Source organism: Mesorhizobium sp. LjNodule214, from assembly GCF_964252735.1.
In the GTDB taxonomy this organism is placed as follows: domain Bacteria; phylum Pseudomonadota; class Alphaproteobacteria; order Rhizobiales; family Rhizobiaceae; genus Mesorhizobium.
The window spans coordinates 58,672-71,978 of sequence record NZ_CAXUPE020000002.1; the positions used below are offsets into that span (position 1 = coordinate 58,672).

Genomic DNA, 13,307 nt, shown 5'->3' on the forward strand with positions numbered 1-13,307 from the left:
GTTGAGATTCAGGTCAGGCCGAGCCCAAAAATGGTGGTTTTAAAGAACCGGAGCGGAGCGTACTTGAAGTACGTGAGCACCGGAAGCACAGAAAGCCGCCTTTTGCAGGCCGGCATCACCTGAATATCAGCATACCTCAAACAAGTTCCACTTCCACCACGCCCTGCACCGCGCGCATGGCGGATGCGATTTGCGGCGAGACGCGATACCCGCCTGGCAAGGCGATCTCGACCTCGCCCTGCGCCTCTCCCTTGAGGACAATGATGCTGACCTGGCTGTCGCCACGCTGTTTGAGTTGCGATTGAATGATCGACGTTGGCCCATCGTCCCGGACAAAGACGCGCAGCGCCTTCTGGATGCGGCTGGCCTCGTCTTCCAGCGACTGCACCGAGTTGATGCGAAGGTTGACGCCTTCCGGCCTGTCTTCGGCCGAAACGGTGATCACCACCGAACGGCCGGGCTCCAACAGGTCGCGATACTGCACCAGCCCCTCGGAGAACAGCACCGCCTCATATTGGCCCGACGTGTCGGAAAACTGCACGACACCCATCTTGTTACCAGTGCGCGTCTTGCGCTCCTGCTTCGTGGTGACAGTGCCGGCAAGCCGGCCGGCTGCGGCACCGCGTTTGACGGCGGCCGAGAACTCGCCCCAGTTCTGCACCCGCATCTTCTGCAGCGCCGCCTTGTATTCATCGAGCGGGTGCGCAGAGAGATAGAAGCCGACCACCTGGAATTCGCGGTGCAGCCGGTCGGCGGCCAGCCAAGGCTCGGTCGCCGGCAGGTTGAGCGCCTGCGACTGTGCGCCGAGCGAGGCGCCGAAGATGTCGGCCTGACCCGACACCGCATTCTGCTGCGCCAGCGACGCCAGTCCCATCATCCGCTCGACACCTGCCATCATGGCGGCGCGATCGTGGCCGAAGCAATCGAGCGCGCCGGCGGTGATCAGGCTTTCGAAGACGCGCTTGCCGACGATCTTCGGATCGACCCTCTCGCAGAAATCGGCAAGGTTCTTGAACGGCTTTTCGCCGCGCATGGCGACGATGTGCTCGACCGCCGCATCGCCGACACCTTTAAGCGCTGCCAGCGAATAGAAGATCTTGTTCTCACCGACCTCGAAGTCGCGAAAGCTGGTCATCACCGACGGCGCCAGCACCTGGATGCCGAGGCGTAGCGCGTCCTGGCGGAAATCCGCGAGCTTGTCGGTGTTGCCCATGTCGAGCGTCATCGACGCCGCCAGGAATTCCACCGGATAGTGCGCCTTGAGATAGGCCGTCTGATAGGACACCACGGCATAGGCCGCGGCGTGCGACTTGTTGAAACCATAGTCGGCAAACTTTGCCAGCAGATCGAAAATGAAGTCGGCTTGCGGCTTGCCGACGCCGCGCTCGACGGCACCCGAGACGAAACGCTCGCGCTGCTTGTCCATCTCGGCGCGGATCTTCTTGCCCATGGCGCGGCGCAAAAGGTCGGCTTCGCCGAGCGAATAGCCGGACAGCTCCTGCGCGATCTGCATGACCTGTTCCTGGTAGACGATGACGCCTTGCGTCTCCTTCACCAGATGGTCGATCTTGGGATGGATCGAGGCCATCTCCTCCTCGCCATGCTTTCTGGCGTTGTAGGTTGGGATGTTCTCCATCGGACCCGGACGGTAGAGCGCGACCAGGGCGATGATGTCCTCGATGCAGTCGGGCCGCATGCCGATCAGCGCCTTGCGCATGCCGGCGCTTTCCACCTGGAACACGCCGACCACCTCGCCGCGCGACAGCATCGCGTAGGTATCGGGGTCATCGAGCGGAATGCGGGCGAGATCGATCTCGATGCCGCGGCGGCGGATCAGCTTGACCGCCGTCTCCAGCACCGTCAGCGTCTTCAGGCCGAGGAAGTCGAACTTCACCAGCCCGGCCTGCTCGACATATTTCATGTTGAACTGGGTGACCGGCATGTCCGAGCGCGGATCGCGGTACATCGGCACCAGCTCCGACAGCGGCCGGTCGCCGATGACGATGCCGGCGGCGTGCGTCGAGGCGTGGCGATAGAGCCCTTCCAGCTTCTGTGCCGTGTCGAGCAGCGTCTGGACGATCGGCTCCTTTTCCGCCTCCTCGGCAAAGCGCGGCTCGTTGGCGATGGCATCGGCGAGCTTGACCGGATTGGCCGGGTTCTGCGGCACCATCTTGGAAAGCTTGTCGACCTGGCCGTAAGGCATCTGCAGCACGCGGCCGACGTCGCGCAGCACGGCGCGTGCCTGCAGCGTACCGAAGGTGATGATCTGGCCGACCTGGTCGCGGCCGTATTTCTGCTGGACGTAGCGGATCACCTCCTCGCGCCGGTCCTGGCAGAAATCGATGTCGAAGTCGGGCATCGACACGCGGTCGGGGTTGAGGAAGCGCTCGAACAGCAGCGAGAAGCGCAGCGGGTCGATGTCGGTGATAGTCGTCGAATAGGCGACCAGCGAACCGGCGCCCGAACCGCGGCCGGGCCCCACCGGGATGCCTTGCGACTTCGCCCATTTGATGAAGTCGGCCACGATCAGGAAATAGCCGGGGAATTTCATCTTCTCGATGATGCCGAGTTCGAAATCCAGCCGCTCGCGATATTGTTCGGCCGTATAGCCGGCAGTGGGTCCATGCGCCGCGAGCCGCGCGTCCAGCCCTTCATGGGCCTGGCGGCGCAACTCGTCGGCCTCTGCCTTCAGCGCCGTTTCATTGTCGGCGCCATCGCCACCGGTAAAGCGCGGCAGGATGGGATTGCGGTTCTTCGGGTAGTAGGAGCAGCGCAGCGCGATCTCGACCGTGTTGTCGACCGCTTCCGGCAGATCCGAAAACAGCCTGGCCATATCGGCCTGGCTGCGCAGGAAGTTGTCCGGCGACAGCCGGCGGCGGTTGTCGGCCGCGACCACGGAGCCCTCGGCAATCGCAATCAGCGCATCATGCGCCTCGTAGTCGTCGCGCGCGGAGAAGAACGCCTCATTGGTGGCGACCAGCGGCAGGTCGTGGGTGTAGGCAAGATCGACCGTCGACTTCTCGACCGTCCGGTCATAGCCGGAAACCCGCTCCAGCTCGACATAGAGCCGGTCGCCGAACAGCGCTTTCAGCGTCAGCAGCCGCGCCTCGGCGAGATCGCGCCGATCCTCCTTCAAGGCGCTGCCGATCGGGCCGCGCGGCCCGCCGGTCAGGCAGATCAGGCCATCGGACTGCCCCTGCAGCATGTCGGTCGTCAGGTGTACAGGCTCGCCAGGCGGCGTATGGAGATAAACCCGGCTGACGAGGCGGACGAGATTGGCATAGCCGGCCTCGGTCGCGGCAATCAGCACCACGGCGCGCATCTCCGGTCCCTGCCGCCGACGGTCGCGCTGGCCGTCGCTGTTTTCACCGGAAAAGGCGAGATCGATCTGACAGCCGATGATCGGCTGTATGCCGTCCTTGACCGCCTTTTGCGCGAACTCCAGAGTCCCGAACAGATTGTTGGTGTCGGTGACAGCGATGGCCGGACATTCGTCCTTGACCGCGTGGCCGACGACGGTGCCGAGTTGCAAGGCGCCTTCCAGTAGCGAATAGGCCGAATGCACGCGCAGATGAATGAAGGGCCGCGCCGGCGCTTCCGGCCTCGACGCCCTCTCATAGGCTTCACGCAGCAACGGATCGCGCGTCATTTTCTCGTCTGCCACCCGGCCTGCCTTCAATCTGATCCGCGAATCTTGGTTCGTCGCCCTAATCTAGGCTCCCCCGCAACGAGCCGCCAGCGTTCCCGATCCCGGCATCTCCCGATCCCCCGAAACTTGTCGATTTCGAGTGGAAAAGCCCCCGGCTCCCCTTTCGTTCCGGATCCGTGTGAAGCGCTTCATGGTTGATCTGAAACAGCTCCCACAAACTGCCGGATGTAGAGGAAGTTTTTTACGAGGAGAATTTCCATGGCTAGTCGTTTTGTCGTCGATCTATCCGGTCTCAAACTCTCCAAGAGCATGGACGAGAAGCTGGCAAAGACCATCCAGCAGGCGGTGCTGGCGTCGATTGCCGAAACCCGCGCACAGCCGGACGTCGTCCTGCGCTTCCCGAAGGAATGGCTCGGCCTGGTTGCGCATATCGACCAGCTCAAGCTGCCCGCCGTCGAGAAAGAGATCGGCGGATTGATCCGCTGACGCCATGTCGCTCGCTCCGCCAGACGGCAAAAACGGCTCGGCGAGCCCGAAGATCGCCGATCACGGCGAAAAGTCGTGTCCAAGCGCCCGCGCCGAACCCGGAGCGCTTTTGATCGGCGTCGTCGGGGCCGACGGCATTGTGCAACCGATCCCGACCCGGCTCGAGATCGACGCGGACTTCGTCGAGCAGGCGAGCAAATCGGGCGTGCCCGAAGCGCGTTTCCGCTTTGGCGGACGTTGCGTCGAGGGCAAGTGCAAGCAATGGACCGGCAATTCCTGCGGCGTCATCGAAAAGGTGCTGACAGGCATGACCGACCAGAACATCCAGCCTGCCGAAAACCTGCCACGCTGCGTCATCCGTGGCACATGCCGCTGGTACAGCCAGCGTGGCGCGGACGCCTGCCGTGCCTGCGTCTATGTCGTCACCGATCAGAGCGCGCTGGTGGCACACGCCTGATCTGACCTCGGGGGGCGGGCCTTCCAGGCCTGCCCTCCTTCAGACCGTGACAAACATCAGGCGAATTCCATGATCACCGCGTCGACGGCGAGGCTGTCGCCGGGCCTGGCGTTGAGCTTCGACACGGTGAGGTCGCGCTCGGCGCGCAGCACATTTTCCATCTTCATCGCCTCGACCACGGCCAGAGTCTCACCGGCCTTGACCTCCTGCCCCTCGGCGACGGCAATCGACACCACGAGACCAGGCATCGGGCAAAGCAGCATTTTCGAAGTATCCGGCGGCACTTTTTCCGGCATCAGCCTTTCAAGCTCCGCGATACGCGGCAGCATGGGTTGAGCCGTCACCGACATGCCCTTCCAGGCGATGCACAACCCGTTCGGCACCGGCCTGATCTGTGCGGCGATCCTGCGGCCGTCGACCGTACCGCGCCAGATGAGGTCGCCCGGCCGCCAGTCTGAGGCCACGGTCAGCGCCTTGCCGCCGTCGATCGACAGGTCGACTTCCATCGGGATCGAGATCATGCCCTCGATGATGGCGGCCGAAAGATAGTCGGCGCCGATCTTGACCACCCAGTCCCGTTTCAGGATGCCCGAATGCGGCGCCAGCCGCCCGCCCAGCCGATCGAGCCGGTCGCGGCGCAGCAATTCGATCGCGGTCGCGATCGATGCCAGCACCGCCTTCTCGTCTTTGTCCGGCACGATCGGCGCGAAGCCGTCGGGATATTCTTCCGCGATGAAGCCGGTCGACAGTCGCCCTTCCCGCCAGCGCGGGTGCTGCATCAGCGCGGCCAGGAACGGAATGTTGTGCTCGATGCCGTCGACGACAAAACTGTCCAGCGCCTCCGACATCGCGTCGATGGCCTTGAGCCGCGTCGGTGCCCAGGTGCAGAGCTTTGCCACCATCGGGTCGTAGAACATCGAAATCTCGGAGCCTTCGGTGACGCCGGTGTCGTTGCGGATGACGATATCGCCGAACGTCCCCTCCTCCGGCGGCCGATATCGCGTCAGCCGGCCGATCGACGGCAGGAAATTGCGGTATGGATCTTCGGCATAGAGCCGGCTTTCCACCGCCCAGCCGTTCAGCTTCACGTCGCTCTGCTTGATCGCGAGCTTTTCGCCGGCCGCCACGCGGATCATCTGTTCGACCAGATCGATGCCGGTGACCAGCTCCGTCACCGGGTGCTCGACCTGCAATCTTGTATTCATTTCAAGGAAATAGAAGTTCTTGTCCTTGTCGACGATGAACTCGACCGTGCCGGCGCTCTGATAGTCGACCGCCTTGGCCAGCGCCACCGACTGCTCGCCCATGGCTTTTCGGGTCTTGGCGTCGAGGAACGGCGACGGCGCCTCCTCGGCGACCTTCTGGTTGCGGCGCTGGATCGAGCATTCGCGCTCGCCGAGATAGAGCGCGTTGCCATGCGCGTCGGCCAGCACCTGGATTTCGATATGACGCGGATCGACCACGAATTTTTCGATAAAGACGCGGTCGTCGCCGAACGAGCTTTTGGCTTCCGAGCGCGCCCGGTCGAAGCCGTCGCGCACTTCGGCCTTGCTCCAGGCGATGCGCATGCCCTTGCCGCCGCCGCCGGCCGAGGCCTTGATCATCACCGGATAGCCGATCTCGCCGGCGATCTTTTCGGCATGATCGGCATTCTCGATCACGCCGAGCCAGCCGGGCACGGTGCTGACCTTGGCGGCATTGGCGAACTTCTTCGATTCGATCTTGTCGCCCATCGCCTTGATGGCTTTCGGCTTCGGTCCGATGAAGACGATGCCCTCCTTCTCAAGCGCCTCGCAGAACGACGCGCGCTCCGAGAGGAAACCGTAGCCGGGATGCACGGCTTCAGCCCCGGTTTCCTTGCAAGCGGCGATGATCTTTTCGGCCACCAGATAGCTCTGCGCCGCCGGCGCAGGCCCGATATGCACGGCCTCGTCGGCCATATCGACATGCACGGCGTCGCGATCGGCGTCCGAATAGACCGCGACGGTGGCGATGCCCATCTTGCGCGCCGTCTTGATGACACGGCAGGCGATCTCGCCGCGATTGGCGATCAGGATCTTCTTGAACATACTGAATTCATGTCCTCCGGAGGAACCAGTTCTATGGCCTCTCCGGCCATGTCTCAAGTGCCCCGGCGGTCCACCCAGCACCTTCTGGCCGGTGCGCCGAAAAACGTCGCAAGGGGAAGTTGGCCGGCACCGCCGAACCCTATAAGGTGGATCGTGAGTTCAGCTGGGACGGGCACGCGGGCATACGCTGGGCAGGCTCATCGTCCTGGCAAAACCGGAAAACCTTATCGATTGCCTTGGGAGGAACTGCCTGATGAAAACGCGCGCCGCTGTCGCTGTTGCCGCCGGAAAGCCGCTGGAGATCATGGAGGTCGACCTCGAAGGCCCGCGCGATGGCGAGGTGCTGGTCGAGATCAAGGCGACCGGCATCTGCCACACCGATGAATTCACCCTGTCCGGCGCCGACCCGGAAGGCCTGTTTCCGGCAATTCTTGGCCATGAAGGTGCCGGTATCGTCGTCGATGTCGGCAAGGGCGTCACCTCGCTCAAGAAGGGCGACCACGTCATTCCTCTCTATACGCCCGAATGCCGCCAGTGCCCGTCCTGCCTGTCGCGCAAGACCAATCTGTGCACCGCGATCCGCGCCACGCAGGGGCAAGGGCTGATGCCCGATGGCTCGTCGCGCTTCTCGATCGGCAAGGACAAGATTTTCCACTATATGGGCTGCTCGACCTTCTCGAACTTCACCGTGCTGCCCGAGATCGCACTGGCCAAGGTCAATCCCGACGCCCCCTTCGACAAGATCTGCTACATCGGCTGCGGCGTCACCACCGGCATCGGGGCTGTGATCAACACCGCCAAGGTCGAGCAGGGCGCCACCGCCGTGGTCTTCGGCCTCGGCGGCATCGGCCTGAATGTCATCCAGGGCCTAAAACTTGCCGGCGCCGACATGATCATCGGCGTCGATCTGAACAACGACAAGAAGCCCTGGGGCGAGAAATTCGGCATGACGCATTTCGTCAATCCGAAGGAGATCGACGGCGACGTCGTTCCTCATCTCGTCAACATGACCAAGCGCGGTGCCGACCAGATCGGCGGTGCCGACTACACCTTCGACTGCACCGGCAGCACCAAGGTGATGCGCCAGGCGCTGGAAGCCTCGCATCGCGGCTGGGGCAAGTCGGTCGTCATCGGTGTTGCCGGCGCCGGCCAGGAGATCTCGACCAGGCCGTTCCAGCTGGTCACCGGGCGCACCTGGATGGGCACCGCCTTCGGCGGTGCGCGCGGCCGCACCGATGTGCCCAAGATCGTCGACTGGTACATGGACGGCAAGATCCAGATCGATCCGATGATCACCCACACGCTGAAGCTCGAAGACATCAACAAGGGCTTTGACCTCATGCATGAGGGCAAGTCGATCAGGAGCGTGGTGATTTACTGAGAGAAGAAAAGCCGCCGACCGAAGGGCCAGCGACTGACGTTGCACAGGGTTCAACAAGGGAGGAATAAAATGCCGGAAAAACTGCATCCGAAAATCGACAATGGCCTGCCCAGGGAAAGCGCGAGCTTTGCCGGCGGTACGCTGGTTTGTGCCTGCACCAGCAAGCCGGTGAAGGTCAAGGTCAAGGGCCAGATCGCCCACAACCACGCCTGCGGCTGCACCAAATGCTGGAAGCCTGATGGCGCGATCTTCTCGGTTGTTGCCGTGGCTGGCACCGGCGACGTCACCGTCGTCGAGAACGGCGACAAGTTGAAAGTGGTCGATCCGAGCGCGCTGATCCAGCGCCATGCCTGCACCGGCTGCGGCGTCCACATGCACGGTCCGGTCGAACGCGATCATCCGTTCAAGGGGCTTTCCTTCATCCATCCCGAGCGCTTCGAGGAGGACGGCTGGTCGCCGCCGGGCTTCACCGCCTTCGTCTCCTCGATCATCGAATCCGGTGTCGATCCGAGCCGCATGGACGGCATCCGCGCACAGTTGAAGTCAATCGGCATCGAGCCCTATGACTGCCTCAATCCGGGCCTGATGGACTATATCGCCACCTGGACTGCGAAGAAGTCGGGCGCGCTGCCGGCCTGACATTCGTTTCGATTTCAGACATGGGGCCGGGCATGTCTCCGGCCCCATGCTCGTTTGGAGAGACAATGCCTGCACCTGCCATCCTCGTCGATGCCGATGCCTGTCCGGTGAAAGCCGAGGTTGAAAAGGTCGCGGAGCGCCACGGCATCGTCATCACCTTCGTCTCCAATGGCGGCTTGCGCCCGTCGCGCGACCCGATGGTCCGCAACATCGTCGTCTCCAAGGGCGCCGATGCCGCCGATGATTGGATCGTCGACAATGCCAGGCCCAACGATGTCGTCGTAACCGCCGACATCCCGCTCGCCGCCCGCGCGGTGACGCTCGGCGCCCATGTGCTCGGCCCGACCGGGCGGCCGTTCACGCCGGAAACGATCGGCATGGCGGTGGCGATGCGCGATTTGAAACAGCATCTGCGCGAGACCGGCGAAAGCAAGGGCTACAATGCCGGCTTCATGCCGCAGGACCGTTCGCGGTTTCTCGGCGAGCTCGACCGCATCTTGCGGCGGGCGCTCAAATCCGCCACACCGGATTGACTTCAGGCGCCCTTCAGAGGCTGGGCCATGGTTGACGACACATCCGCCAAGTTGCCGATGCCCCGGCACAAGCAGTTCGCCGTGTCCGCTGTCGTCGGTGTCGTCGCACTCGTCGTTGCACTGCTGCTCAATGCGCCGCTCCCCTATTCGATCGGCGCCAACGCGTTCTTTGCCACTTACGTCGTTCTCGTGCTCGCTCTTATGCCACGGCTTACCGGCCACTATCTCAGCAAGAACGCGCGCGCCACCGACCTGCCGGTGCTGGTGATCTTTGCCGTCACGCTGTTCGTCGTCGGCATCGCCATCGGCTCGCTTTTTCAGCTCATCAACCAGAAGGACAGCGCGCACCCGTTGGAGCTCGTCTTCGCAATGATGTCCATTCCGCTCGGCTGGTTTGCCATCCATGCCATGGCGGCGCTCCACTACGCTCATGTCTACTGGATGGACGGCGACGAGATCGACGCCACCACCAAGAAGAAGATACCGGTCGGCGGCCTCGAGTTCCCCGGCGGCAAACGGCCGGAAGGCTGGGATTTCCTCTATTTCGCAACGGTCATCGGCATGACGGCGCAGACCGCCGACACCGGCATCACGACCTCGCATATGCGTCGCGTGGTGCTTGTCCATTCGATCCTGGCGTTCTTCTTCAACACGGTCATTGTCGCTGCCGCGGTCAACCTCGCAGTCAGCCTCGGCAGCCCGTAATAAAAACGTGATCGTGTGAAACATCGCTTGGGCTGGCGACGTATTGGGAGGAGAACGAACAACTGAGAGGCCGCGACGGGACGCGCGGCCGGGAGTACAAAAGACGATGGATACCGTTGCCAGGAGCCAACCAACCGCCGAGGTGGATGCCGCGCCGAAGGATGCGACGCTGATCTATCGCCAGTCGCGCTGGACGCGGCTGACCCACTGGCTGTGGGCGATCTCGCTGTTCTTCATGCTGCTTTCCGGCCTGCAGATCTTCAACGCCCGCCCCCAGCTCTATATCGGCAAGGAGTCCGGGTTCGATTACAACAACACCGTCTTCGCCATTGGCGCCGAAAACACCGATGCCGGAACGCGCGGCTACACCGAGATCTTCGGGAAGCGTTTCGACACCACCGGTGTGCTCGGTTGGTCAGGACCGGCAGGCCAGGAAACGGCGCGCGGCTTCCCGTCCTGGGCGACCATTCCGTCCTATTATGATCTCGGCACCGCCCGCGTCGTGCATTTTTTCTTCGCCTGGATTTTGAGCACCACCTTGCTCGTGTGGCTCGTCGCCAGCCTGATCAACGGCCATCTGCGCCGCGATCTCGCGCCGCGCATCGACGACCTCAAGCGGTTGCCGCGTGACATCGTCGACCACGCCAAACTGAAGTTCCACCACACCCGCGAATACAACACGCTGCAGAAGATGGCCTATGGCGGCGTGCTGTTCGTGCTGCTGCCGCTGATGATCATCACCGGCCTTGCCATGTCGCCGAGCATGAATTCGGTGCTGCCGTTCCTCAACGATCTGCTCGGCGGCCGGCAGACGGCGCGCACCATCCATTTCGCGGTCATGGTGCTGCTCGTCGGCTTCTTCGTCATCCATATGCTGATGATCCTTGCCGCCGGCCCGATCAACGAATTGCGCTCGATCATCACCGGCTGGTACCGCACCGACCCGCCGGCGCATGGCGACAACACGCCCGAGAGGAGCGCCTGACATGGCAAAGTTCGAGATCAGCCGCCGAAAATTCCTGACCTCGGCCAGCCTTGGCGCTTCCGGCATCATGCTATCGGGCTGCGATGCCTTTGACAGTGGGCTTGGCGTCGGCGACGGCCTGCGCAGCTTCCTGGAAGGCGCCAACGGTCTGACATATCGCGCGCAACGCTGGCTCGCCGGCCGCGATGCGCTGGCCCAGGAATTCACCGAGGCCGACATCCGCCAGCCGCAACGGCCGAACGGCGTCACCGCGCCCGACGACGATACATACAAGGGCCTGCTCGCCAACAACTTCGCCGACTGGCGATTGGAGATTTCAGGCCTCGTCGAGAAGCCGCTCTCGCTGACCCGCGAGCAGCTTCAGAACATGCCGAGCCGCACCCAGATCACCCGCCACGACTGTGTCGAGGGCTGGAGCTGCATCGCCAAATGGACCGGCACGCCGCTGTCGCTGGTTCTCGACCAGGCGGTGGTCAAGCCACAGGCGCGCTACGTCATGTTCCATTGCCTGGACACGATCGACCGGAGTCTTGCCGGCGACATCAAATATTACGGCACGATCGACCTGATCGATGCCCGCCATCCGCAGACGATCCTGGCCTATGGTCTGAACGGCAAGCCATTGCCGGTCGAGAACGGTGCGCCGCTGCGCGTGCGAGTCGAGCGGCAGCTCGGCTACAAGATGCCGAAGTATCTCTACAAGATCGAACTGGTCGACAGCTTCGCCAGCATCGGCGGCGGCCGCGGCGGCTATTGGGAAGACAATGGCTACGACTGGTACGCTGGAATCTAGTGAATGGACCATACAGGGCCGTCGAGATTGAGGTCAGGCCGAGCCGGGGTCGAAGGCGGGCGCGAAGCGACCAGTCTAGACGGGTTCCGAGAACCGGAGCGGAGCGTACCTAAAGTACGCACCGGGAGCGCAGGAAACCACCACTTGCAGCCGGCATCACCTTGATATCGCTGGACCTAGGCGACCTTGTCGAGCAGCGGCTTCAACGCCGGATGGATTTCCGGCGAGGCATGCTTGATCAGCGTCAACAGCGCGCGCTCATTATCGAGCAACGGCCGGTCGGCGCCGATGCGCTCGGCCAGCCACTTCGCCTCGCCAGCGTCGATCGTCTCGGCGCGGCGGGCCAGCGCTTCCGCTGCCCGGTTCTTCGCTTCCCAGTCGGCCTCGATATCATCGGGCGAGCGATAGGCTTCCATGATGCTGGCGAGCCCGCCCGCCACCATGCGGCCGAAGAAGCCGCCGATTTCGGGATCGGCCTGATCGAAGAAGGCGTCTCGGCGCAGCGCCACTTCGCGCGTCGGCGCCTCGTAGCCGGCCGAGCACATGACGAAATTGGCGATCGCCTTGACGAACAGATCGTTCCAGGATGGGTCGTTGCTGGCCGCGGCGGTCCGCTCGTTGATCTTGAACAGCACCTCGGCCTCGGCGCGGGTGACGGCGATGTTGCCGTCGCCGCCATAGGCATAGAGGATGCGGCGCAACAGATCGACCTCGGCCTTGGCGATCTGGCCGGGCACCAGATGGCCGCCGAGCATCAGGGGCCCCTTGCCGTCGATCACCGCATGGGCGACCTGCTCCAGCGCGTAGGCGGAAAGCCGGCTCGGCGACGATTTCGCCTTTTCCAGCACATGCACCAGAAGCTCGAGCTCGGTGCGGCTGTCGACCATGCCGTCGCGCGAGATCGTCCGCACCAGCCAGTCGGCATTGTCCTCTGAGATATAGCCCGCCGGCTTTTCCTGGTGGACGATGTAGTCGGTGATCGCCTCGACGAAGAATTCAGGCCATTCCTGGCACTTGTCGCGAGCCGTGGCGTCGAGCGCGAACAGGGCCTCGGCCTCGCCGCGGCTCACCACGCCGTCGCCGAACACCTCGCGGCGCAGCATTGTCACGTCCTCGGCCGTGATGCGGTTCTTCGAGGTCAGTCCAGCCACCGGCGCGCTCATGATCAGTTCGCCCATTTTCTTGTCCCCGTCCGCGCCGGCTGCCGCCGGTCGCAAGCCACCATGTCGACCAGCATATCAGCAGTGTCTTGAGAATCCGGCAAACGGCGTGGTTAGCGAAGACTTGTCAGCCAATGCATGTCGCCCAAAAGTGTGCCGCGGTTTTGGGAGAACGACATGCATCAAAACAAAGATCTAAAGCGCATCGCCTGAGTCCGTTGCAACGCGACGCGCTTTAGATGTCGCTGGCAGGTGACAAGGTGTCGTTCACGGGCTATGGATGACGAGTCGAGGGCTCAAGGTCTGAGTCCTACCTGTTTGCGGGAGAGAGCAGCGAGAGCTGCCGCCGAAGGGGAAATCGCCCGAAATCTCTCAGGCAAAAGAACCGTAGACGGGAAAGACACTCTGGAAAGTCGGGGCTTGCCCCCGCGCCGAAGGTGTAAGCGCTGC

11 protein-coding genes and 1 riboswitch are annotated in these 13,307 nt (G+C 63.1%); of the genes, 8 read left to right on the forward strand and 3 right to left on the reverse strand.

Annotated elements, in window-relative coordinates; genetic code table 11:
• Positions 1-136 precede the first annotated feature (136 nt).
• Positions 137-3,664 (reverse strand): DNA polymerase III subunit alpha, encoded by a 3,528-nt coding sequence (gene dnaE, locus ACSQ3Z_RS14135; RefSeq protein ID WP_436171972.1) that lies wholly within the window; start codon positions 3,662-3,664, stop codon positions 137-139.
• Positions 3,665-3,907: 243 nt separating this feature from the next.
• Here dnaE and ACSQ3Z_RS14140 point away from each other — a divergent pair, with 243 nt between their 5' ends.
• Positions 3,908-4,135: a hypothetical protein gene (locus ACSQ3Z_RS14140; RefSeq protein ID WP_404279077.1), complete on the forward strand. Its 228-nt coding sequence runs from the start codon at positions 3,908-3,910 to the stop codon at positions 4,133-4,135.
• Positions 4,136-4,139: 4 nt separating this feature from the next.
• Positions 4,140-4,592, forward strand: coding sequence for a hypothetical protein (locus ACSQ3Z_RS14145; RefSeq protein ID WP_436171973.1), 453 nt, complete (start codon positions 4,140-4,142; stop codon positions 4,590-4,592).
• Positions 4,593-4,648: 56 nt separating this feature from the next.
• On the opposite strand, the gene ACSQ3Z_RS14150 is transcribed toward ACSQ3Z_RS14145, so the two are convergent.
• Entirely contained in the window at positions 4,649-6,661 is a 2,013-nt protein-coding gene (locus ACSQ3Z_RS14150; RefSeq protein ID WP_436171974.1) for an acetyl-CoA carboxylase biotin carboxylase subunit, read from the reverse strand.
• Between the two features lie 253 nt (positions 6,662-6,914).
• Here ACSQ3Z_RS14150 and ACSQ3Z_RS14155 point away from each other — a divergent pair, with 253 nt between their 5' ends.
• The 6 genes from ACSQ3Z_RS14155 (at position 6,915) to ACSQ3Z_RS14180 (ending at position 11,697) form a co-directional block, all read left to right on the forward strand.
• On the forward strand, positions 6,915-8,042 hold the full coding sequence (locus tag ACSQ3Z_RS14155; protein WP_436171975.1) for an S-(hydroxymethyl)glutathione dehydrogenase/class III alcohol dehydrogenase: 1,128 nt from the start codon (positions 6,915-6,917) through the stop codon (positions 8,040-8,042).
• A 69-nt stretch (positions 8,043-8,111) separates the two neighbouring features.
• Positions 8,112-8,681 carry an S-(hydroxymethyl)glutathione synthase gene (gene gfa / locus ACSQ3Z_RS14160; protein WP_436171976.1) on the forward strand — a complete coding sequence of 190 codons (570 nt, stop codon included), beginning with the start codon at positions 8,112-8,114 and terminating at the stop codon, positions 8,679-8,681.
• Between the two features lie 65 nt (positions 8,682-8,746).
• Positions 8,747-9,214, forward strand: coding sequence for a YaiI/YqxD family protein (locus ACSQ3Z_RS14165; RefSeq protein ID WP_436171977.1), 468 nt, complete (start codon positions 8,747-8,749; stop codon positions 9,212-9,214).
• A gap of 27 nt (positions 9,215-9,241) precedes the next feature.
• Positions 9,242-9,919: a DUF1345 domain-containing protein gene (locus ACSQ3Z_RS14170; RefSeq protein WP_436171978.1), complete on the forward strand. Its 678-nt coding sequence runs from the start codon at positions 9,242-9,244 to the stop codon at positions 9,917-9,919.
• 106 nt (positions 9,920-10,025) lie between these two features.
• Positions 10,026-10,904, forward strand: coding sequence for a cytochrome b/b6 domain-containing protein (locus ACSQ3Z_RS14175; protein ID WP_436171979.1), 879 nt, complete (start codon positions 10,026-10,028; stop codon positions 10,902-10,904).
• Between the two features lies 1 nt (position 10,905).
• The gene (locus tag ACSQ3Z_RS14180; RefSeq protein WP_436171980.1) at positions 10,906-11,697 is read left to right on the forward strand and encodes a molybdopterin-binding protein; all 792 of its coding nucleotides are present in this window, start codon (positions 10,906-10,908) and stop codon (positions 11,695-11,697) included.
• 176 nt (positions 11,698-11,873) lie between these two features.
• Here the strand turns inward: ACSQ3Z_RS14180 and ACSQ3Z_RS14185 are convergent, their stop codons facing one another.
• Complete coding sequence (locus ACSQ3Z_RS14185) at positions 11,874-12,875, reverse strand: hypothetical protein (protein WP_436171981.1); 1,002 nt, start codon at positions 12,873-12,875, stop codon at positions 11,874-11,876.
• A 293-nt stretch (positions 12,876-13,168) separates the two neighbouring features.
• A riboswitch (glycine riboswitch) is annotated at positions 13,169-13,255 on the forward strand.
• Positions 13,256-13,307 lie beyond the last annotated feature (52 nt).